The sequence below is a fragment of the Hungatella sp. genome (genome assembly GCF_046966825.1).
In genome coordinates this window covers 1-22,913 of sequence record NZ_JBKVCZ010000015.1, presented here as the reverse complement: position 1 = coordinate 22,913, position 22,913 = coordinate 1, and the positions used below count along the sequence as shown (strand labels likewise).

The window sequence follows — 22,913 nt, the reverse complement described above, 5'->3', positions numbered from 1 at the left end:
CGGGTAAGGCGGTTAGAAAAGGAGATATAAACTATGTTAAGATCATTATATTCCGCAGTGTCCGGTATGAAAGCACACCAGACGAAGCTGGATGTTATCGGCAATAATATTGCCAACGTAAACACGTACGGATTTAAATCCAGCCGTGCGCGTTTCCAGGATGTATTTTATCAGACATTACAGAGCGCCGCAGGCGGCGACAACAATAAAGGCGGAACCAATGCCAGCCAGGTTGGCTACGGTTCCCAGTTAGGCGGCATCGATCTGGATATGAGCCGTTCGGCGCTGCAGTCCACCGGCAGACCTATGGACGTGGCGATCACAGGCGAGGGCTTCTTCCAGGTTATGGATGCGGACGGAAATATCTTTTACACGAGAGCGGGAAACTTAATGCTGGATTCCAACAGCGGCAACCTGGTGGACTCCAACGGTTACACGGTTCTCGGTGTGTCCGGTGATCCGCTGGGAAAGGCGCCATCCTCCGACAAGATCCATTTGAACATTCCGACCAAGTCCAGCGGACTGGCATCCAAGACGCTGAATATCAACGGAACCCAGTTTACGATCACTTCGGAGAAGGCGACGACGGACGCTAACGTATCCATTACCTTCAAGGCGGAGGATAATCTGCCTTCCGGTTCCGATATCGTCGTAAATTCTTCCGATATCAACGATTCCAGCATTACCGTGCATGTGAATAAAAATGCCATATTTACAAGTCTTTCAGACTTTAACAGCAAGATGAACAGCGCCATCACCCGTGGATGCGGCGGAAAGGCCCATCCGGGCGGAAACTTTACCATCACCGCGACACCGGCGGAGAATGTGTTCCAGAAGCCGCTGACCGGCGCGGAGCTGCTGGGCGACCATTTTGGAATCAATGAAGGAACCTTCGAATTTGCCACCTCCACGGATGCGGCGGATGGTATCTTCGGCGGACTGAAGTTTTCCGGCATGAGCACGAGCCCGGCCTTTGACGCAGCGGGACCGGTGGACTTTAAATCAGAATTGAAGCCGGGCACCGGCGGTAAGATGGCCTGGGTAGTGACGGCGACGGTAGGCGGACGGGAGTTTGTCGGCGAAATAAATGAGAACACCACAACCGCAGGCAAGATGTGGCTGAAGGAATCCGGTACGGGACAGTACATCGAGATGAGCCATCCGGGTTACACCGCAATTACATCTTCTTTTAACGGCGGTTCAGGAAACACGGCTCAGTCCTTTCACAATGTGACGATGCCTGCGGCAGCGGGAACCGGATTCTTCAATAAGAGCATGAGTCTCAAGGACTATGGTACTTCGGGAATCAACCCTGGCGACAACATCGAATACAGCGCGGTAAAGATTCCTGCCAGCGCAGGCAACAAGGCAAAATGGCATGTGACCGCAGTAAGCGGCGGCAAGACGTACTCCGGTGATATCAGCGAAGGTGACGCTGCCGGAGATCTGGTGCTTACGGAAGAGGGCGGCGCCACCCTGACAATCGACCACAAGGGCTATTCAGGCATTAATACCGCATTTTTAAATGCGGATGAGGCGGATAAAACATACGCTTCTTTCATACCCAAGGACAATGCGGGTACCATCACGGCGGCGACACAGTCCAACGATGTAGGCCTCGGAAGCGGTACCTTTACGCTGGAAAACGGTACGGAAGGCGGCGCGATCTCCCTCTCCGGCGCATCGATCGCCATTCTTGGAAACGGCATCATCGAAGCGACCCATCCGGACAAGGGAAAAATTCAGATCGGACGTATCGATCTCGTTACCTTTGAAAATCCGTACGGCCTGGAAGAGAACGGCAACTCTTATTTCCGGGCAACCTCCAACTCCGGCGAGGCCAAGGCCTGCCAGGCTGGTGAGGACGGAACAGGAGCATTAAAGACGTCTTCACTGGAGATGTCCAACGTGGACATCTCCACAGAGTTTTCCGATATGATCGTAACACAGAGAGGTTTCCAGGCCAACTCGCGTATCATTACGGTGTCGGACTCGATTCTGGAGGAACTTGTAAATCTGAAACGATAACAGGAGGTGGTATCGGTGATTCCCTTAAGTAAGTTAAATGGAGAGGAGTTCATCCTCAACTGTGATTTAATCGAGATGATTATGGAAAACCCCGATACCACGATTCTTCTGACTAACGGCAAACACTTGATTGTGCGGGAATCAAAGGAAGAGGTAGTCGAACGGGTAGCGGCATTCCGGAGAAAGACGTTCAGCGATCTGATTGAACAGATAAAAGGATAGCCGCGGCGGAAATACAACAAGAAAAGTTTAGAAAAGGATGTAGCAGATATGGATATCATGTCAATTCTGGGTTTTATTTTGGCGGTAGTGCTGGTACTGTTCGGTATGACCTTTGATCAGGAGGCCATGAAACTGGTCTTACACAATTTAAGGGCGTTTATCGATATTCCAAGTATGGCCATTACCTTAGGAGGCACCATCGGAGTTATGATGCTGTCCTTCCCCTCTGGGGCGTTTAAAAAGATAGGGAAACATTTAAAGATCATTATAAAACCGTATAAGTTCGATCCGGAGCAGTCCATTGAACAGATCGTGGAGCTGGCGACAGAGGCCCGAATGAAGGGACTCCTCTCCCTGGAGGACAAATTAAATGAGATTGACGAGCCATTTATGCACAACAGCCTCTTACTGGTGGTGGACTCCGTGGATTCGGAAAAGGTCCGCCAGGTCATGGAGACGGAGCTGGATCAGTTAGATGAGCGCCATGCGCTGGACCGGGGATTTTATGAGAAAGCGGCCAGCTTTGCGCCGGCGTTCGGTATGATCGGTACGCTGGTCGGCTTAATCCTGATGCTGGGCAACATGCAGGACGTCAACGCCCTGGCAAAGGGCATGGCGACTGCACTGATCACCACCCTTTATGGCTCTCTTCTTGCCAATATTGTGTGTCTGCCGGTGGCGAGCAAGCTGAAGGCGAGACATGATGAAGAGTTTTTATGTAAACAACTGGTCCTGGAAGGCGTTCTGGCAATCCAGGAAGGGGAAAATCCGAAATTCATAGAAGAAAAACTTTATAAACTGCTTCCGGCCAGCCGCAAGAAGACGGACGAGGAAAAGGATCCTGCGAAGGAAGAGGGAAAGCAGAAGAAAAAGAGCAGACGGAAGAACAGAAAGAATGAGGAATAAAAGGAGCTTATGGCGATGGCGAAGGAAGTAGAAAACCAGGGGATCATAAATATGACGGACCAGCAGGTGTTTGATGAACTGATTAATCTGCACGCGAAGGCGGCGGGGGAGTCCCTGTCATCGATTCTGAAGGCGGATATAGAGATCAGCGGTCCGGAGATTACGGAGATAACGGTGAAGGAAGTGGAATACGGGATTCTGGAACCGGCCATTTTCGTGAAGAGCTGTCTGACCTCCGGAGCTGCCGGCAATATGGTCATTATCCTGCGCCAGCGGGATATGCAGGCGTTCCTAAATGAGCTGATGGGAATCGATGATCTGCCCGACCCGGATTTCGAGTTCGACGAGGTCGCCATGAGCGCGGCCACGGAGCTGATGAACCAGATGGTTCACGCGTCCGTGGAGGTCATGGCTGAATACCTGGGCAATACCATGGAGTCATCGGACTGCCAGTTGATTTTATCGGACGGCAGGCAGAACCTGTCCCCGGCCATCGGCGAAGCTCCCGAATCAAAGACGATCGTGATTCATTACCGTGTGAAGATCAAGGACATGGTGGAATCTGAGTTTATGGAATGCATATCCACCACGGCGGCAGACTGTATGTATCAGGAGATAGAGGCCAGGAGGGAAGCGGATAAGAAGGCGGAGGCCGAGGCGAAAGCCATGGAGGAAAGTCTTCTTGTGAAGCCGGTACAGCCGGGCGCTGTTCCAGCATCAGCCGGGAGAGAGCACTTACAATCCGTGGCTGAGAGCCGCAAGGTGAATTCTACGGCGGTGGACGGCGGGCGGACCGTCTTCCAGGCTTCTCCGCCGATAAACGGTAATCTGGGCCTCATCATGGATGTCCCCTTAAACGTCTCCGTTGAGATCGGAAAGACAAGAAGAAGACTGAAGGACGTGCTGAACTTTAACAACGGCACGGTGGTGGAGCTTGACAAGCAGGCGGATGCCCCGGTGGATATCATCGTAAATGGACAGCTGATCGCCCGCGGGGAGGTCGTCGTGATCGACGATAATTTCGGGGTCCGCATCAGTGAAATCGTAAATACAAGAAGTATTATTGGAAATGGTGAATAAATTTGAAACGGTTTAATATCCTTGTGACAGCGGGAATCATCGGAATCATTTTTCTGATTCTGATCCCCCTGCCGACGCCCATACTGGATTTTTTATTTATACTGAATATCACGTTTTCGCTGCTGATCCTTGTTATGACGATGTATATCCGGGAAACGCTGGAGTTCTCTGTGTTCCCGTCCCTTTTGCTGATCACAACGCTGTTCCGGCTGGGGCTCAACATCTCTTCGACGAGAAAGATCCTGTTTGATAACGGCTATGCGGGACAGGTGGTTAAAACCTTCGGACAGTTCGTAATCCGGGGGAATGCGGTCATCGGTTTTATCATATTCCTGATCATCGTGCTGGTACAGTTTATCGTTATCACCAAGGGTTCGGAACGTGTGGCCGAGGTTGCGGCCAGATTCACGCTGGACGCCATGCCGGGCAAGCAGATGGCTATCGATGCCGATCTAAACAGCGGTCTGATTGATGAACAGCAGGCCAGGGAGCGGCGCTCGAAAATCCAGAGGGAAGCCGATTTCTTCGGTTCCATGGATGGTGCTACCAAATTCGTAAAAGGTGATGCGATCATATCCATCATCATCACACTGATCAACTTCGTGGGCGGTATTGTCGTCGGTATGATGAACGGCCAGGGGAGTATCTCCGAGATCATGCAGATCTACACCACGTCAACAATCGGAGACGGCCTGGTATCCCAGATCCCGGCGCTTCTGATCTCTGTGGCAACCGGTATGGTGGTGACGCGATCCGCATCGGAGAACAGCTTAAGCGAGGACTTGACGAGCCAGTTTCTGGCACAGCCCAAGGTGCTTATGACGGCCGGCGGCGCGGCAGCCTGCCTGTGTCTGATTCCGGGATTTCCGGTGCCCCAGATTCTCATGATATCAGCAATGATGATCGGAGGCGGATACGTGCTTTTGAAACGGCAGAAGACCATCGTGGCAGAAGCGGCGGAAGGATATGTGGAAGCGGAAGTTACCAGTGAAGCTTCTTTTTATAAGAATATTGAAAATGTATACGGTCTTCTGACCGTGGAACAGATTGAGATGGAATTCGGGTACAGCCTGATACCGCTGGCGGATGAGAGCAACGGCGGCAACTTCATTGACCGTGTCGTCATGTTCCGTAAGCAGATGGCTCTGGATATGGGCTTCGTAATCCCGTCGGTCCGGATTAAGGACAGCGGGCAGCTCAATCCCAACCAGTACAGCATCCTGCTGAAGGGCGAGGAGGTGGCCAGAGGGGATATCCTGATGGATCACTATCTGGCGCTGCCGCCGGGAGGGGATGCGGATGACATTCCGGGCATCGACACTATTGACCCCGCATTTCACATTCCGGCCAAATGGATCAGCGAAGATAAGAAGATTCAGGCGGAACTGGCGGGCTATACGCTGATTGATCCCACTTCGGTGGTTATCACCCATTTATCCGAGGTGGTGAAGGAGCATTTACATGAGCTTTTAAACCGCCAGGAAGTCAACAATCTGCTGGAAACACTGAAAAAAACAAACGCCAGCATTATCGAGGACACGATTCCTGCTGTGATTACGGTGGGAGAGCTTCAGAAGGTGCTTTCCAATCTGCTGCGCGAAGGAATACCGATCCGCGACATGGAGACGATCGTGGAGACGCTGGGAGACTATGGAACCCAGATAAAGGATACGGATATGCTGACGGAATATGTGCGTCAGGCTCTGAAGAGGACCATTTCCCATCGTTTCTCCGAAGCGGGGCAGATGAAGGTCTTAAGCCTGGACGACAAGATCGAGAACATGATCATGTCATCCGTAAAGAAGGTGGACACGGGGTCTTATCTGGCGTTGGAGCCATCAGCTATTCAGAATATCGTGGCGTCGGCCACCGGAGAGATCAATAAGATCAAGGATCTGGTCAATGTGCCGATCGTGCTTACGTCTCCGGTTGTGCGGATTTATTTTAAGAAACTGATCGACCAGTTTTATCCCAATGTGACGGTGGTGTCGTTCAGCGAGATTGATAATAACATACAGATACAGGCTTTGGGGAATATCGCCCTGGGCCAGAGGTAACGGTTTATGCAGATGGAACAGATGAGCAGAGAAGAAGGGAAGGCGGTGCTTTCGGTATACTTAAAGAACGGAAGCCAGGAGCTGCGGAATAAGCTTATCGTCCACTTCCTCCCCATCGTCCGTTCCGCGGCGGCACAGCTTCGCGGGATGTCAGGCAGTTCCACGGAGGAAGAGGATTTGATTGACCAGGGAGTGCTGGCGCTGATGGAGTGTCTCGACCGGTATGATGCGTCAAAAGGAGCCCAGTTTGAAACGTACGCATTTATCCGCGTGCGGGGGGCCATGATCGACTATATCAGGAGCCAGGACTGGGTGCCTCACAGGGCCCGCAGTTTCCAGAAAAAGGTGGATGAGGCGTATTCCATGCTGTCCCATGAGAAGATGCGGGAACCGGACGCGGATGAAGTCGCGGGTTTTCTGGATATTCCGGTGGAAAAGGTGGAGAACCACTTAAAGTACATGAACCACGCAGCGATTCTTTCTTTTGAAGCGGTGCTGCAGGACATGACAGGCGTAATTGCAAAAGGGGAACTGGAAGCGACAGACGTCGATACGAAGCCGGAGGAAAGCCTGTTTTATAAAGAGCTTCAGAGAACGCTGGCGGAGGCGGTAGAGGCGCTGGGCGATAAGGAACGGCTCGTCGTGTCGCTGTACTACTATGAGGAACTGAAATATTCGGAGATTGCCGAGGTCATGGGCATCGGCCAGTCCCGGGTGTGCCAGATTCACACGAAGGCAATAAAAAAACTAAAGAACAGTCTGGAAGAATATGTGAGAGGATAGGAAACCATATGTTTTCAGGATTTTATACAGCCGCCTCAGGCGTGCTGATGAACCAGAGGGCGCTTAACATTTCGGCCAACAATATTGCAAATGTGAAGACCAGCGGATACCAGAGCAAACGTCTGGTAAAGACCACCTTTGACGAGCAGCTGGTGCGTCAGATGAACGGACAGACCACAGGTATCGGCGGCGGTTCCACCATATCCGTGGCGGAGCGCGAGATGACGACTCACAGACAGGGCGCGCTGGTGGATACAGGTAAGAACTTTGACATGGCGATTAGCGGCGACGGTCTCTTCGTTATTCAGGGCGAAGACCGGCAGTATCTGACACGCAACGGCCACTTTACCCAGGATGAGGACGGTTATCTCGTTCTAAAAGGAGTCGGCCGTGTCATGGGAGACGGCGGTCCGATTCAGGTGGAAGAGGGCGGTTTCCGCGTGGGTGAAAACGGAATCATCTACGATAACGAGGACGGTGAGCTGGAGCAGATCCAGATCATGGTCCCGGATAATTACGATAACCTGGCATTTTACGACAACGGTACGTACGGCGCCGAAAATGGTGTGGTTCTGACACAGGTGTATCCGGAGGTCTATCAGGGGAAGCTGGAAGAATCGGGCGTGAATTTAAATTCCGAGATGACGCGGGCCATGGAGGTTCAGCGTGCATTCCAGTCGTGCAGCAGGGCTCTGACGATCGTGGATCAGATGAACCAGAAATCAGCTTCAGAGATCGGGAAGCTGTAGGAGGAAATAACGGATGAATATATCATACTATACAGCGATTTCGGCCATGAACGCGTTTCAGTCGGAGCTTGATGTGACTGCCAATAACATGGCAAATGTCAGCACCCCGGGCTACAAGGTGCTGCGAAGCTCCTTTGACGACCTGCTCTATACGCAGATGGATACGAGAAACGCAGACCAGAAGGTGGGCCACGGCGTGAAAACCAACGGCGCGGAGACCGTGTTTGAGCAGGGAATCTTCGAGAAAACGGAGCGGGATCTGGATTTTGCCATTCTCGGAAAAGCGTATTTCGCGGTGGAATCCGAGGATGAAGACGCGGAGGAGCCATATTATACAAGAGACGGGTCGTTTCAGATATCGGCCACAGATGAAGGAAATTATCTCACGACACGGGACGGCCATTACGTGCTCAGCCGTGATGGAGACCGTATCGAGCTGGAATACAAGACGGTGGAGGGCAGCAACGGAAAGAAGCAGTCCACCAATGAGCTGGATTTGAGCGGGCTCAGCGAGGTGATCGGCTTATATACGTGTGAGAATCCGGATGGACTGATTCCAGTGGGAAAGAACTTATACGGGACAGGCGCCGTTTCGGGAGAATGGGTCCCGATAGATGACATGGACGAGAATGAGGCGGGAAGCCGTCTGTTAAGCGGTACACTGGAGCTTTCTAGTACGTATGTCCCCACGGAAATGATTAATCTGCTCCAGGCCCAGAGGGCATTCCAGTTAAACAGCCGGATTGTCAGCGCGGCGGATCAGATGGAGGAAATGATCAACAATCTTCGCTAATCGAAACTTGAAGTATCTACATAAAAAGGGGGAATCCCATGAGCGATAAGAGCCTGATTTTTAGCATGTTTTCGAAATTCCTCGACAATGGAGGGGAAGATGAACAGGACGAGAGCGAAGTCCGGCCCCAGACCGAAGACAGTAAAATGACGGAGGGCAGAGATCAGCGCATAGAGACAGTCGAAGACTGGAATGACGCCGAACGAACGCGCAGAGAACGGCTGGAAAGAGAACTGACAGGCGAAAACGGCTCTGAGGAGACGGAGTATACGGCAGGCACAGAGGCGGAAGCAGATGGTTTGGGCGTAAAGGATTCTGGCGGTTCGGATTACATCGGTTCGGACTATGGAAGCTCTGGCAGCCAGGGCAGCAGAATGAGCCGCAGTAGTCTGGAAAATGAGAGTACGGCTGAGAGCCGGAAAGCCTCCGGCGAGGAAGAATATCGCGACGCCGGCGTCGAGCTGACGGTGTCAGACGACCGTATGGCGGTGTCTCTGATGCTTATAGAACCTTCAGGCGGCGGCAGCGATATTACCCGGGAACAGATCGAACAGGAGCTGGAAGCACACCGAATCATACATGGAATCGACGTAGAAAAGGTAAACACCATAGCGGCGGAGAAATTGTACCGCCAGATGTTTCTCATAGCCAGGGGAACCCCGGCAATCGATGGAAATGACGGCCGCATTAAAGACTATTTTCCCCGTGAAGCGAAAATAAAGTATGCCTCAAAAGGAAACGGCGGCATCGATTTTAAGAGCATGAACCTGATCCATAATGTGCAGAAGGGAGAACTGGTCTGCGAACTGACCATGCCCACCGAGCCGCAGGATGGAATGGATGTCTTCGGACAGCCGGTCAGGGGGAAGAACGGTACCATGCCCCCGATTCCACAGGGAAAAAATGTTGTCTACTCCCCGGAGCGCGATAAGCTCCTGACCGCCTGTGAAGGCAACTTAACCTTTCGCAACGGCAGGTTTCAGGTGGAAAACGTCTTCGTTGTGTCGGGAAATGTGGATAATTCCATAGGAAATATTGATTTTACAGGGAGTGTCACCATTCACGGTGACGTCTTTGAAGGATATACCGTTAAGGCTAAGGGTGACATCACGGTCATGGGAATCGTGGAAGGCGCGGTTCTGCAGGCGGGCGGAAGTATCTTACTCCATAAGGGGATGCGGGGAATGAAGAGCGGCGTTCTGGAAGCCGGAGCGGACATTACTGCTAAGTTCCTGGAGGATTGTACCATTTATGCGCAGCATAATATTCAGGCTGAGTATATCATCAGCTCGGAAGTATCCTGCGGCCATGATCTGACTTTGATTGGAAAGCGGGGGGCATTTATAGCCGGAAGCTGTGCGGTTCATAACTGCATGAATGTGAAGACTGTGGGCGCTTCCAGCCATGTATCCACGATAGTAACGCTGGGCGTAACTCCGCAGCTGATGGAGGAAGTGGAGAAGATCAGCGTCGATCTGGTGGCTGTCTCCAGGAAACAGGCGGAGACGGCTAAGGACATCAGCTACCTGAACGGAAAGCTGAAGGATGGCAGCATTACACCGAGACAGAAGGAGCGCCTGGCAAAGCTCAAGTTAGAGGCGCCGATCCATAATTTAAAGGAAAAACGCTTAAAGACGCAGGCTGCCGATCTGGCACGCCAGCTCCGTGAGGTGGGCAAATGCCGGCTGACAGCGGCCGAGGTCCATCCGGGAACCGTGATCAATATCGGGGACTGTAAGATGACCATTGTAAAGCGGGAAGAGAGCTGTTCCTTCTATTATCTTGACGGAGAAATCAGGAAAGGAATCAGGTAATGGCAGATATTTTACGGGTGACGTCCCCTGTGATTAACAAGAATATCATTCAGCCCGACAGGGCGCAGAAAGACCCATCCGTGCCATTCGATATGCAGGAAATCCGGCATATCACGAAGAACCCGTCGGGAAGTGCACTGCTGGGCCAGCACAACGTGTTCCAGAAGGAGGCTGGAGCGGCGACGCTCATGAACCTTTTGAAGGATCCGGCTGTGACTGTCAACTATTTAAAGAATATCTATATGCTGGAGGAGATTATCAGCCTCCTTCCAGTGAACAACAACACTATGACGCAGGAAATCAGGCAGCTGTTTCATTCGCTGCTCATTAACCCCGATGATATCGTTGGAGAACTGGTGGATCAGGAATATGCGTCCACACTGTTTAAGGGACCGCTGTTCGATTTCCTGAGAAACCTGTTGTATGAAAAGCCGGAACTGCGGCTGGAGATGGCCGATTTCCTGAAGGCGGTAAATGGAAGTGTGTCGAGAAATGATGTTCTCGATTCCGTGGCCAACAGTTTGGAGTACTTATCCAGTCAGCTGGCGGGAAGCCGGAATTTATCCGGAATTTTTGGAATGCTGTCGGACCGGGTCCGCACCATGATCGAGGGGGCCGGAGGACAACGGGATATGGAAGGCAGTGAGACTGGCGAGGCCGGGGCGCGGCCGGCCGGCGGAATGTGGCAGAGCAGCGGCGTGTATGGACGTGGTTCAGAGATAGAAAATAGTCTGACGGAATGGGAAGCAGTCAAAGCGGATATTTTAGATGCACTGAAGGAGTTGGAGAACAGCGTTTTATTCTCCCCTCAGACGGAACGAATGATACCGAATCTTCTCTATAATATGTCACGGTATCAGGATAATGAGTCCTATTTGCAGGAGGCGTTACTGAATCTCCTGATTCATGTAAACAGCCGGGAGGACAAGGACCAGCTGAAAAGCCTTCTGAAAGATTATGTAAACCAGTTTGACAGTCCGGAATACCGGGAGAACCGTTCCCGAATCATGGATACGTTGGCGGAGATCATCAGGAAGCAGGACAGGGAGACTCCCATGAACAGCTTAAACGGTGAGAAGATCGAGAAAATTATCACAAGCCTTCTGTCTTCACCATGTAACTATACGCCGCTGCTTCATTTTGTCATACCAGTGGAATACCAGGGGATGAAGGCATTTTCAGAACTTTGGATCGATCCAAAAGATGAAGGCGGCAGCGGGCAGGGACGCGATGGAGAGGACCACGTTCATGTGCTGATTACTTTCGATATTCCGGGAATCGGCCAGATGGAGGCGGAATTTCAGGTGGCCGGCAGGGAAATGGAGTTTTATCTGTACTGTCCGGAATCATACGCAGCTGTGTTTGGGCGGCTTACGCCTGATTTCAGAAAGATTATGGAGGAGTATGGATACCATGCGGCGGAAGTGGAAGTCAGCGGACTGGACCATGTGCGTTCACTGATGGATGTATTTAAAAATCTTCCGTACAGGAGGACAGGCGTCGATGTCAAAATATAAGAAAAACAAGGCGGTTGCCTTAAAATATAACGCGGAAGAAGACGCTTCCCCGGTTGTCATCGCCTCTGGCTATGGAACCGTGGCGGAGCATATCATAGATATTGCAGAGAAAAAGGGGATTCCGGTATTTAAGGACGACAGCGCTGCTTCACTTCTCTGCATGCTGGAGGTTGGGAGCAACATACCGGTGGAGCTGTACGAGGTGGTGGCGGCTATTTACTGCAAGCTGATTGAAACCTCGGCGTCAATCCGGGGTGTGGAAGCGGCCGCAGCCGCGGCGGCTATGCCGGCTCGCGGCAAGGAGAACGCAGCGGGCGGAAGGATCCGAAGAAATCTGGCCTCTGGAAAGAAAAAAGAGGAACCCGCAAAATAGTGCAATAGTAAGACAGAATGGTAACGATAAGAATGAAATGACAGAAAAACGGGGGTACGCGACATGGTTGACTTGTCAGACGGATATGTAGGATCTTCCTGTGTGATAAAGGCCAAAAACAATGATTTAATCACCATGGGGGTCATGCACCGGATTGGAAAGAATTTTATTGATATCGGCAGTTCGAGAAATGAACTTCCTTCCATACCGTATAATCTACTGGTCAAGATCGAGATTTATAACACACAGATCGGTTTTAAAGTTCTGATTGGGCGTGTTTATTTATCATCTCCAAAGCTGGCCCGTGTGATCGATTTGAACGAGGCGACAAATGATGAGCGCCGGGAGTATTTCCGTATCAGTACCAGGGACACGGGTGTCATCTATAACTGCATGCGAGGGGATGATATCCTCGATTTGGAAGAGGAATCCACAGACTATAACGGTTTAAAAGTACATCTGGTAGACATCAGCCTGGGCGGACTCATGTTCCGCAGCCGGGAGGCGTTTAAGGTGAATGACCGTTTTAATATTGTGATACCTGCCATGGGTGACTCTATGCTCTTTACCTGCGAGGTGCGCAGAAGCGTGGACCGTCCGGATGGGGAATTTGGGTACGGCTGTGAGTTTATGGAGATGGCCACGAAGCAGGAGGATTTGCTTTACCGGTATATTTTGAAACGGCAGAGTGATCAGCTGAGACGGATTCGATAGAAAAAGGACGCAGTGCGGGGAACGATAGGGCTGGCTGATTACGGACCTGTTAAAAAGGTGTGGCGGCTATGATAAATGGGCGTTAGTCTGGCAGGCAGGAGGAAGCGTAGTAGATGGGAAAGAAGAAGCCGGAGGACCGGAAGGTGGTTAGAAACCGGCGGGTTATGATATATACATTTTTACTGATTTTTATGCTTCTGTATATTTCTGCTCATTTTACTTTGCAGGAGCGGAAGGCAGCGGAGGCGAAAAAGAGTACAGAAATTGTGGCTGAAGCAACGGTGGTTAATGGTGATAAAATGCTGGCGGCGCGTCCTGAAGAGGTTGTTACCGGAGATAATGCCGTAAGAAATGATATCAGGGAAGATGGTACCAGAGTTAACGAGATAGAGGAATCTGAGAAAACGGCAGATTATGAAATGGAACAGCAGGAAGAATTGGTAATTAAACCGGAAGATATGTGGTGTCTGATCCTGACAAATGCTGAATACCCGGTTCCGGAGGATTATGCGGTAACACTGAGAGATGTGCCGGGAACGGATCAGAAGGTAGATGAAAGGATTTATGAACCGCTGATAAATATGTTAGAGGCCATGAAGGCAGAAGGCCTGTCACCCGTGGTATGTTCTGGTTACCGGACGCTGGATAAACAGGAGAAGCTGTTTAACAGGAAAGTTTCCGCTTATGTGAAAAAGGGCCGTTCGAAGGAAGAATCGTATGCGTTGGCACGCCAGACCCTGTCAATACCCGGATCTGGAGAACACTGTCTCGGGTTGGCAGTTGACTTCTATACCCGGTCCTATCACCAGTTGGAACGGGCATTTGAGAAAACTCCGGAAGGAAAATGGCTTCGGGAACATGCACAGGATTATGGGTTTACTCTGCGATATGATGAGGGAAAAGAAGAAATAACAGGGATTGAATATGAACCGTGGCATTTCCGCTATGTGGGAGTTGATGTGGCTCGTTATTTGAAGGAGCATAATCTGTCACTGGAAGAATTTTATATTGAAGAGAGCCTTTATGGATAGAGTGCACAAAAATCAAATTGATTTTTGTGCACTTTTACGATGAAGGAAAAGGTGAAATCGTCCGATATATATTACAGAGTGGAAAAGATGGTATGTTTTGGAAGCTCGGTCCGGTGTCAGACAGGGCCCGTCCGACATTGGAGATACTTATTTATTATGAGGGACAGGGAAGTCCCAATATAAAATTACATGGAGGTAATATTATGAGGATTCAGCACAACATTATGGCACTCAATTCCAACAGACAGTTGGGTGTAAACAACAGCGCAGTAGCAAGATCACTGGAGAAATTATCTTCCGGTTACAGAATTAACCGTGCAGGTGATGATGCAGCAGGTCTGGCAATCTCGGAGAAGATGAGAGCGCAGATTAAGGGACTGGAAGCAGCAAGCGATAACTCTCAGGATGCTATTTCTTTAGTTCAGACAGCAGAAGGTGGATTACAGGAAGTTCATTCTATGCTTAATCGTATGACTGAATTAGCTACTAAGTCCGCAAATGGTACATATACTGATGATGTTGACCGTAAAGCTTTACAGGATGAGATTTCCGCATTAAAAGATGAGATTAATCGTATTGCCGATGGTACCGACTTTAATGGAATAAAGTTGCTGGATGGTACGATGGGTGTTGGGACCACAGGTGCTCACCAGAACTTTACAGCTGCTGATAGTTTAAGTAACTTTGGCTGGACTATTTCTGGCGGAGAAGGTGTAAAAGTTACAATTGGGTCTGTAGCTAGTACTGGTACTAAGAGCGTGGTAGCAGGTTGGGGGGCAGATGGAAACTTAACATTAACTATTGATGCAGCTGCTGGTGATAAAATTACACAGGAAGATATTAATGCGGCATTAGCAAAAGTTGCGGCGCCAGAAAGCGGAAAAGATTTAAAAATTGCGCTTGATAACGATATTACTATGACAGGTAACTCTGCATTGAAGGCAAGTATTACAAGCCAGACTTCAGCAAAAGCATCACTTGCAACATCTGTGGATAAAACTGCCGGAAGTGGTATTGTTCTTACAGCTACGAAAGCGGGAGTTAATAACAGTGTTTTGGCAGTTACGAATACTGCAGGCGATCCAGTGGGAGCTACGGCTGCTGCAAACGGTAATGTAAAACTTAATCTTGATGCATCTAAATCATATTCTGCAAGTGAAATTAACAAGATGTTATCAGATGCTGGCGCAGAAATGAGGATAAGTTTTGATGGTAATAAAACTGGAGCAGATATATTTGCTGTAGATTCTGGAACAGCACATCAATTACAGCTTGGTCAAAATGGAACGGCAGGAACGGGATTATCTGCAGGCGGTGGACTTACTCTGCAAATTGGCGACACGAATGAAATTTATAACCAGTTGGAGCTTAGCATAGGTGACATGCATGTTGATGCCTTAGATTTAACATCAGTAAATATTAGTACTAGAGATGGTGCTTCAGATGCCATGGCCAAAATAAAAACAGCCATCAACACTGTATCTACCAGCCGTGGTAAACTTGGAGCTATTCAGAACCGTCTTGAGCATACCATCAACAACTTAGGAGTAACCACAGAGAACATCACTTCTGCAGAGTCCCGTATTCGTGACGTAGACATGGCAAAGGAAATGATGAATTATACCAAGAACAGCGTGCTGGTTCAGTCTGCACAGGCGATGCTTGCACAGGCAAATCAGCAGCCACAGTCTGTATTACAGTTATTACAGTAATAAATGAAATTCTATATTGTAATTGCTAATGTAACAGGAATGTGAACTATAGTTTAATCGTGTTATTATAATCCTTAAAACGGGAGTGGTTTGTTTAAAACAGGCAGCTCCCGTTTTGAGGATTATTATTGTTTAAATACTTTTGCATCAGAGTGAGATAAACATAAATGCTGTTTTTCTGATATACTATATGTTTAAATATTACATGTCAAAGTTAATTGATATTCCTATGATATATTTGGGTTATCCAGTCTATTTAAAAATTATCCCGCATTATCAGCGTTTCCCCTATCTGCAAGTCTGTCCAGTCCGGATGCTCATGAATCAAGTCTACCACTTCTTTTACATAGGAGTAATCCAGTTCCAGTTCATCAGAGATAATTTGTAAATTTTTCTTCTTAATATATTTTTTCCTGATTATAGCTACAATCTTAGCTTCTCCGTGAGTCCGTCCCTCCACTCTTCCCGCCTCAATCATTCCCAGTATTGCCTCACACATATTGATTTTCCCCCTTTCATCCCTATAATCGTCCTTTATAAGTTCCAGTTCTTTCGAACCGGTTACCGTTGTTATGACGTCAAAGGCATCCTCGTCCATTTTCTGAAATCGTTCTTTGTTCTCAAATGTAAATTTTTGTTCTTCAGCAGGGTTGCCGGAGCGTTGAATAAATCCGAATACTTCACGTAAATCGGTTTTAAAACGATCGATATCATGAAAACTTCTGATTTCGAGGACGTGTATTTTGTAATTGTTTAAGAAAACTTTCAGTTTATCCGGTAAGGTTTCGTATTCCAGTATTTGATAGAGTTCTTTCGCTCCATTATAAGGTTTATCACCGTAATAAATGCAGATGGTAATGACTGGGTAAACCTTATCGCGGATAGAGAAGCCGCCCAGAAATTCATCGCCCTGTAAATCTTTTCTGTTCCGGTGATGCTTCTGGATTCGACGCATCTGTTTATCGTAACCGGCTGCGTCTTCCAGCATAATCCGAATGGGCATGGCGTGATGCACTCGATCCTGATTTTCAAGGCCAATGATGGCGAATCCCAGACCCAATACTACTTTTCTTACAGAATCCCGGTATTTCTGAATCTTAAATCCGTCTTTGATTTTTGATAAAAATCCTGTTATACGGGAATCCAGCTCCTGGATATCATCGCCCGAAACAACCCGTTCTCCGTCAAATATAAAGCCATTAATTAAATCCGCATAGCGGTCCTCGTCTTCAAAGTAACGAACCAGAGAAATATCCTTTTGCCCCATAGAATTCCCCTTTTCTGCTTGGCAGGGAAAAAGATCGGCAGACTCCTGGCACATGGCAGGTAAAATAGGAACATTTTCTGGTTTTGTTTTATAAAATACCGTAAAATGCAGCTGTCAGCGGGCCTTTTCCCAGTAACCATTTTTGAAAATACCCGGCGATACTACCGGTATATGAAATATCATGATTTGCGTATTTGGCAGATGAAATGCCAAAGATAATGTAAATATAAGTAGATTATACTATAAATAAAAGTAAAATGCAATAACTTTTGTTATTATTTTAAACGTAATTTTATAGGACATTTTATTTTTTACCTATATTTAGAGTGAAAAAATTATCATGCTATATTTCAAATTTCCGGAATTATCTATCATTTCTCATCTGCCTATCTGCCATCTGCGCATCTCTCCTCTCAACATTTAATTTTTCTATTCCTGCAGGCCGCCGCCGCTATAACTGGACTGGTCATTTTCATACACTCTGGGTATTTATGACCAGTCCAATATTTGTTATACTTCACTGTAATAAGAATACATATAAGGAGGATTTGATAAATGAAACGAATTGTTACTCTACAGGATATATCCTGTGTTGGCTGCTGTTCTATTACCGTTGCGCTTCCTGTTATTTCTGCTATGGGAGTGGAATGCGGTATCCTTCCAACGGCGGTGTTGTCCACACATACGATGTTTAAGAATTTTACCTGTAAGGACTTATCCGATCAGATTGCGCCGATCTCCGAGGCATGGAAGGCGGAACAGATTTCATTTGATGGTATTTATACAGGCTACCTTGCATCGGCGGAACAGTGCGGGCAGATTTGCGATTTCTTTGATCAGTTTGCCATTGGGGATAATCTGGTGTTGGTTGATCCGGCTATGGCGGACAATGGGAAGCTATATCCTGCATTTGATGAAAATTTTCCAGCGGCTATGGCGAAGGTTTGCGCGAAGGCGGAAGTGATTCTGCCCAATATTACGGAGGCCAGTCTGCTTACTGGTATGCCTTACCGTACGGATTATGATGAGGCTTATATTCGGGAAATGCTGGAGCGGCTGTTGGAGCTGGGATGTAAAACTGCTGTTCTGACCGGTGTCAGCTTTGAACCTGAAAAATTGGGAGTGGCCTATCTGAATCGTGACGGAGAGAGCTTTTCCTACTTTACTCATCGTTGTCCTCAAAGTTACCATGGAACTGGTGATCTCTACTCCTCGGTGGTATTGGGCGGTGTAATGCGTGGATTGAGCCTTGCGAGCGCGTTGGCACTGTCTGCGGATTTTGTCGTTCTCTGTATTGAGGCAACCTCTGCTTCCTGCAGCTCCAGATGGTATGGCGTGGAGTTTGAGTCTCAGATTCCGAGGCTGTGCGAAATGCTGGAGAAACACCTGAAGGAAGTATAAGTGTGCCAAAACAAGAGGTAAATGCCTTTAGCCGGAAGAAAAATCCAATTGTATGTTTTCCTGTTTCTTGCTATAATAACAATAATGTCATTTTGTGTGGAAAATTGTAAGTTATGGGGGAATTCTCATGGCAGCTACCATTGCGTTGTCAAATCAAAAGGGCGGTGTCGGAAAGACGACATCGGCATATGTGCTGGCCTCGGTATTTAAGTCAAAAGGCTACCGGGTACTGGCGATGGATATGGATCCACAGGGGAATTTAAGTTTCAGCATGGGCGCTGAAACAGATGGCTGTGCAACGATTTACGATGTTTTGAAGGGAGAATTAAAGCCTAAGTATGCGGTTCAGAAATCGTCTTTGGTAGATTTGATTCCTTCTAATATTTTGCTCAGCAGTATAGAACTTGAATTTACAGGGGCAAGAAGAGAGTTCCTATTGAAAATGGCCCTGGATTCGCTGAAGCCCTATTACGATTACATATTTATTGATTCTCCTCCGGCATTGGGAATTCTGACGGTAAATGCATTTACAGCGGCTGATTATATTCTGATGCCGATGCTGTCGGACATTTTCAGCCTGCAGGGAATTATGCAGTTAAATGAGACAATAGAACGGGTGAGAAGCTACTGTAATCCCGATATAAAGGTTTTGGGGGCTTTTTTAACGAAGCATAACCCGAGAACCCGGTTCAGCAGAGAAGTGGAAGGCACGCTTAATATGGTGGCTGCTGATTTGGATTTCCCGGTCATGAACGCCTACATCCGGGAAAGCGTGGCACTTCGTGAAGCCCAGTCGCTGCAGAAATCAGTGCTGGAATATGCTCCTGCCTGCAATGCAGTAAAGGACTATGAGAAACTGGCGGACGAACTCTTCCAAAGGGGGCTTGAAGCAAATGGCTAAGAGCAGATCAGAAATAGATAAAGAGATGATGTACCGGAAGATTATGCCTTCTGCCGCGAAAAAGGGAGGAAATGTCGTTCCCGGGGCAGATGAAAGTGCCGTCACCATGGAAGCGGGAGCTGCCGGACTTATGGGAAATATATCTCCTGTTCCGACTGCCGCCAGTATGGTGAAGGCTATTCGCCGGCCGGCGGTTTCCATGCCGGTGAAGGAAGAACAGAATATGGTTCTGGTCAACCTGATGGAGGAACTGGTTATATCGAAGCTGGATGCGACACTCGACCGCTTTAACTGCTGTAAATGCGATAAGTGCAAAAAAGATATTGCTGCTCTGGCATTGAACCGCCTGAAACCGCACTATGTGGTTATGAATGAACAGGATGACGAACGCAGAAGAAAGAATGAGGAGATGTTCGCCTCAGAGGTGACCAGCGCACTGATTCAGGCGATCCTGATGGTAAAAAAGGAACCTCGCCACTGAACTACTTTAAAGCAAACTATCCGATAAAATCTTACTAAACCAAACCATCTCAAAAACGAACCAGTCAAGCGGCGCCGGCCTCAGAATTCATTCTCTGAGCCCTCCCGCAGCAGCAGGTTCGTTTTTTAATTCATAAAAGTATGTCAACCCGCCAATAAATTCAAAAAAACTAAAAAAATATCCCTCAAACTATAAAGTTTCCGGGATACTGTCCGATAAATATTATAGAGTTAGCAGAACAATCAGTAAGAGAAAGGAAGTCGGGGATATGGATGTGAAGGTTACGAGGAATTATTCCGTTTATCAAAACGCGGTAAACAGTGGCAGGCATGCAGAAAAATCCGTTTCTGTCCCGGCATCGGCCGATAAAAAAATGCGTGGTGACGCCATCTGCATCAGCAGTGACGGCGCGAAAAAGAGCGAGGCATCGTCATTTGCGGCGACGCTTAGGAAGTCCATGGACGAGGGCGCCCCGGCGGATAAGATCGCGGCGTTAAAACAGCAGGTGTCTGAAGGTACGTACCAGGTGTCGGCGGAACAGATTGCGAAAAGGCTGATGAGCGGTTTATAGAGAGGGAAAAATATTGGAAGAGATAATTCGTTTTCTGACGGAATATACAGAAATGTTTGAAAAAATGGAACAAAAGCAGGTGGAAAAACTGGGGCTTCTGATGACAAAGGAACTTGACAAGATCGAGGAATCCATCATGATGCAGCAGGCCATGGATAAACAGCTTCAGAATATGGAGCAGAGACGTCAGGAACTGTTTGGGAGAATGGGGCTTACCGGAAAGACGCTTCAGGAGGTCGCGGAGTCGTGCGGCGGAGAGGAACGGAAACAGCTGACAGACTTATACCGGCGTTTGGATGGGGCGATTGGTAATATCCGTTTTTATAATGAAAAGGCGGAAAGCCTGGCAAAGTCGGAACTGGAAAAGATGGGACTGGACGCGCGGATGGTGGGAAATCCAACCGGTATCTACGGGAAGACGGTGGGACCCAAAGGCCAGCGGTTTGAGAAAAAGGTCTGATGCGGGACCGGTATAGGAGAGTGAAGAATTGAGACCGACATTTATGGGGCTGGAAACGGCCAAACGCGGGCTGATGGTGAACCAGAAGGCTCTCGATATCATCGGCAACAACATCAGCAATATCAATACAAAGGGCTATACGAGACAGCGCCTCGATACCGTTTCCGTACAGGTTTACGGAAGCGACAGGTTCCAGTACAGCTCCATACCGCTGGCTGGCCAGGGCGTGGACGCAAGTGGTGTGAGCCAGATCAGAAATCCCTATCTGGATACGAAATTCCGGGAGCAGTATTCTGATGTGGGTTATTTCGACCAGAAGGCAGCTATCATGGAGCAGATGGAAGGTATCCTGAGTGATCCCGAGGTGGAAGGGACCGGTATCAAGGATGCGCTTACCGTGCTTTCTCAGGCACTGGCGGATTTCAGCCAGCATCCGTACCAGGAGACCAATGCCAATATTGTGCTGAATGCATTTAAGGGCATTACTCAGGTGCTGAATGAATACGATACCAACTTAAAGAGTCTGGAGGAACAGACGAAGAATGATCTGTCTATCGCTGTGGATGATATTAACACGAAGTTAAAACAGCTCAGCGATTTGAATAAGTCCATTGCCCACGAGATATTTGTCAACGATGATTACGACGGCGTGAACTACGGACCGAATGACCTTCTGGATCAGAGAAATACCATTCTCGACGATTTGTCACGATACGGGAAGCTGGAAGTCATTTCACTGGATCAGGGAAGAATTCAGGTGAAGCTGGGCGGGAAGCTGGTGGTCGACGCCAACGGCGGAAATTACAGCAACGATGCGGTGAGAATTGGACTGGACGGAACCACGCTTTCCTGGGGAGACGGGACGACGGCCAATCTGGGGGCCGGAGCGATCAAGGGATTCGAAGATATGCTGACCGGCAATAATTCATTGAACGCTGGAATTCCCTACTATGAACGCAAACTGGACGATTTTGCGCAGACCATGGCAAATGTATTTAACAGCATGGTTCACGAGGATGATCCGAATAAGCCGGGACCGTTTAAGACTCTTATCCAGGGAGATTTTAATGGAAAGGTCAGCGCCGGCAATATCCGGATCAGTGATATGTGGACAAAGGATTCCGCCTATATTATCCGAAAAAAGAATCCGGATGGAGATCTCGATAATGAGGATATTCTCGCCATGAAAGCGGCTCTGGAGAAGGATTTTGAGTTTGGGGAAGGCAGTGACAAATTTACAGGGACCTTCAGTGAGTTTATCACGGGATACACCAATACACTGGGAACCGATAAAAAGACCAATGACTCCAGGCTCAAGGCGTCTCTCGCAATTGCGGAGAGCGTGGAATCGGACCGCATGGGCGTGTCGGGAGTGTCACTGAACGAAGAAGGTATTAACATGATGACCTATAACAAGGCATACTCGGCACTGGGAAGACTGATGACAACCATGGATGAACAGCTGGATATGATTATCAACCAGATGGGGTTGGTAGGAAGGTAAAGAGGGGCATATGAGAATTACAGAAAATATGATGACGGCAATGTATAACAGGAACCTCCAGAGAAATGTAGCGAATCTGGCGTCCTCAAACCTGAAGCTGACTTCTCAGAGGCAGTATAATCACGTTTCCGAGGACCCGGCCGCCGCAGCCAAGGCATTTACCGTGCGTGATCAGATCGCCAGGAGCGAGGAACATATCAATACAGTAAAAAATGCAGTGGGAGAGCTGGACACGGCGGATTCCAATATTGCAACAATTAATTCAATACTGGAGACCGTTTTCGAGAAGGCAACCAGGGCGGGAGGCGCCAGCAGCCAGGACAGTCTGGATGCGATTGCCGAGGAGCTGGGAGGACTGAAGGAAGAGATTCTACAGACCATGAATGCCAGATATGGAGATAAATTCCTGTTTTCCGGTTCGGCAAACGGGGAGGCGCCATTTACGCTGGACGCGGATGGAAACCTGCTGTTTAACGGCAAGGCGGTAGACGCTTATGACCCGGATGATCCGGCTACCCATTTTAATGAAAATAAACCGGTTTATCTGGA

The 22,913-nt window shown here is 48.6% G+C and carries 22 protein-coding genes; 21 read left to right on the top strand and 1 reads right to left on the bottom strand.

Annotated features, from left to right (window positions below; translation table 11 throughout):
* The first annotated feature begins 33 nt into the window (after positions 1-33).
* The 14 genes from ACLTD4_RS07030 to ACLTD4_RS06965 all read left to right on the top strand — a co-directional run bounded on the left by ACLTD4_RS07030 (position 34) and on the right by ACLTD4_RS06965 (position 15,779).
* Positions 34-2,028, top strand: coding sequence for a flagellar hook-basal body complex protein (locus tag ACLTD4_RS07030; protein WP_055659105.1), 1,995 nt, complete (start codon positions 34-36; stop codon positions 2,026-2,028).
* A gap of 15 nt (positions 2,029-2,043) precedes the next feature.
* Entirely contained in the window at positions 2,044-2,250 is a 207-nt protein-coding gene (locus ACLTD4_RS07025) for a flagellar FlbD family protein (RefSeq protein ID WP_002605108.1), read from the top strand.
* A 48-nt stretch (positions 2,251-2,298) separates the two neighbouring features.
* Positions 2,299-3,156, top strand: a complete 858-nt coding sequence (locus ACLTD4_RS07020; protein WP_055659104.1) for a motility protein A — start codon at positions 2,299-2,301, stop codon at positions 3,154-3,156.
* Positions 3,157-3,171: 15 nt separating this feature from the next.
* Positions 3,172-4,236: a flagellar motor switch protein FliN gene (gene fliN / locus ACLTD4_RS07015; RefSeq protein WP_117623025.1), complete on the top strand. Its 1,065-nt coding sequence runs from the start codon at positions 3,172-3,174 to the stop codon at positions 4,234-4,236.
* Between the two features lie 2 nt (positions 4,237-4,238).
* Positions 4,239-6,293: a flagellar biosynthesis protein FlhA gene (flhA, locus tag ACLTD4_RS07010; RefSeq protein WP_117623026.1), complete on the top strand. Its 2,055-nt coding sequence runs from the start codon at positions 4,239-4,241 to the stop codon at positions 6,291-6,293.
* Positions 6,294-6,299: 6 nt separating this feature from the next.
* Positions 6,300-7,076, top strand: coding sequence for a sigma-70 family RNA polymerase sigma factor (locus ACLTD4_RS07005; RefSeq protein ID WP_117623027.1), 777 nt, complete (start codon positions 6,300-6,302; stop codon positions 7,074-7,076).
* A gap of 8 nt (positions 7,077-7,084) precedes the next feature.
* On the top strand, positions 7,085-7,825 hold the full coding sequence (locus tag ACLTD4_RS07000; protein ID WP_055659096.1) for a flagellar hook-basal body protein: 741 nt from the start codon (positions 7,085-7,087) through the stop codon (positions 7,823-7,825).
* 13 nt (positions 7,826-7,838) lie between these two features.
* Positions 7,839-8,618, top strand: a complete 780-nt coding sequence (locus ACLTD4_RS06995; protein WP_055659095.1) for a flagellar hook-basal body protein — start codon at positions 7,839-7,841, stop codon at positions 8,616-8,618.
* Between the two features lie 38 nt (positions 8,619-8,656).
* Positions 8,657-10,432 carry a DUF342 domain-containing protein gene (locus ACLTD4_RS06990; RefSeq protein ID WP_117623028.1) on the top strand — a complete coding sequence of 592 codons (1,776 nt, stop codon included), beginning with the start codon at positions 8,657-8,659 and terminating at the stop codon, positions 10,430-10,432.
* Positions 10,432-11,949, top strand: coding sequence for a hypothetical protein (locus ACLTD4_RS06985; RefSeq protein ID WP_055659092.1), 1,518 nt, complete (start codon positions 10,432-10,434; stop codon positions 11,947-11,949). Before ACLTD4_RS06990 ends, ACLTD4_RS06985 begins: the two co-directional genes overlap by 1 nt.
* Positions 11,936-12,322, top strand: coding sequence for an EscU/YscU/HrcU family type III secretion system export apparatus switch protein (locus ACLTD4_RS06980; RefSeq protein ID WP_002605099.1), 387 nt, complete (start codon positions 11,936-11,938; stop codon positions 12,320-12,322). The genes ACLTD4_RS06985 and ACLTD4_RS06980 overlap by 14 nt, the downstream gene beginning before the upstream one ends.
* A 63-nt stretch (positions 12,323-12,385) precedes the next feature.
* Complete coding sequence (locus ACLTD4_RS06975) at positions 12,386-13,036, top strand: flagellar brake protein (protein ID WP_055659090.1); 651 nt, start codon at positions 12,386-12,388, stop codon at positions 13,034-13,036.
* Positions 13,037-13,149: 113 nt separating this feature from the next.
* Positions 13,150-14,067 carry a M15 family metallopeptidase gene (locus ACLTD4_RS06970; protein ID WP_117623029.1) on the top strand — a complete coding sequence of 306 codons (918 nt, stop codon included), beginning with the start codon at positions 13,150-13,152 and terminating at the stop codon, positions 14,065-14,067.
* Positions 14,068-14,270: 203 nt separating this feature from the next.
* Positions 14,271-15,779 carry a flagellin gene (locus tag ACLTD4_RS06965; RefSeq protein WP_117623052.1) on the top strand — a complete coding sequence of 503 codons (1,509 nt, stop codon included), beginning with the start codon at positions 14,271-14,273 and terminating at the stop codon, positions 15,777-15,779.
* A 256-nt stretch (positions 15,780-16,035) separates the two neighbouring features.
* Here ACLTD4_RS06965 and ACLTD4_RS06960 read toward each other — a convergent pair whose 3' ends face one another.
* Positions 16,036-17,046, bottom strand: a complete 1,011-nt coding sequence (locus tag ACLTD4_RS06960; RefSeq protein WP_117623030.1) for a transposase — start codon at positions 17,044-17,046, stop codon at positions 16,036-16,038.
* A 555-nt stretch (positions 17,047-17,601) separates the two neighbouring features.
* On the opposite strand from ACLTD4_RS06960, the gene ACLTD4_RS06955 reads away from it, so the two are divergent.
* The 7 genes from ACLTD4_RS06955 to ACLTD4_RS06925 form a co-directional block, all read left to right on the top strand.
* Positions 17,602-18,447, top strand: coding sequence for a pyridoxamine kinase (locus ACLTD4_RS06955; protein ID WP_117623031.1), 846 nt, complete (start codon positions 17,602-17,604; stop codon positions 18,445-18,447).
* A 127-nt stretch (positions 18,448-18,574) separates the two neighbouring features.
* Entirely contained in the window at positions 18,575-19,348 is a 774-nt protein-coding gene (locus ACLTD4_RS06950) for a ParA family protein (protein ID WP_117623032.1), read from the top strand.
* Complete coding sequence (locus ACLTD4_RS06945; RefSeq protein ID WP_117623033.1) at positions 19,341-19,829, top strand: late competence development ComFB family protein; 489 nt, start codon at positions 19,341-19,343, stop codon at positions 19,827-19,829. The genes ACLTD4_RS06950 and ACLTD4_RS06945 overlap by 8 nt, the downstream gene beginning before the upstream one ends.
* A gap of 268 nt (positions 19,830-20,097) precedes the next feature.
* Positions 20,098-20,400 (top strand): flagellar biosynthesis anti-sigma factor FlgM, encoded by a 303-nt coding sequence (locus tag ACLTD4_RS06940; protein WP_002605091.1) that lies wholly within the window; start codon positions 20,098-20,100, stop codon positions 20,398-20,400.
* A gap of 13 nt (positions 20,401-20,413) precedes the next feature.
* The gene (gene flgN, locus ACLTD4_RS06935; RefSeq protein ID WP_117623034.1) at positions 20,414-20,860 is read left to right on the top strand and encodes a flagellar export chaperone FlgN; all 447 of its coding nucleotides are present in this window, start codon (positions 20,414-20,416) and stop codon (positions 20,858-20,860) included.
* Positions 20,861-20,888: 28 nt separating this feature from the next.
* Entirely contained in the window at positions 20,889-22,364 is a 1,476-nt protein-coding gene (flgK, locus tag ACLTD4_RS06930) for a flagellar hook-associated protein FlgK (protein ID WP_117623035.1), read from the top strand.
* A 10-nt stretch (positions 22,365-22,374) separates the two neighbouring features.
* Positions 22,375-22,913 (top strand): flagellin (locus ACLTD4_RS06925; RefSeq protein ID WP_412331210.1); only part of this gene is annotated, 539 nt, incomplete at its 3' end.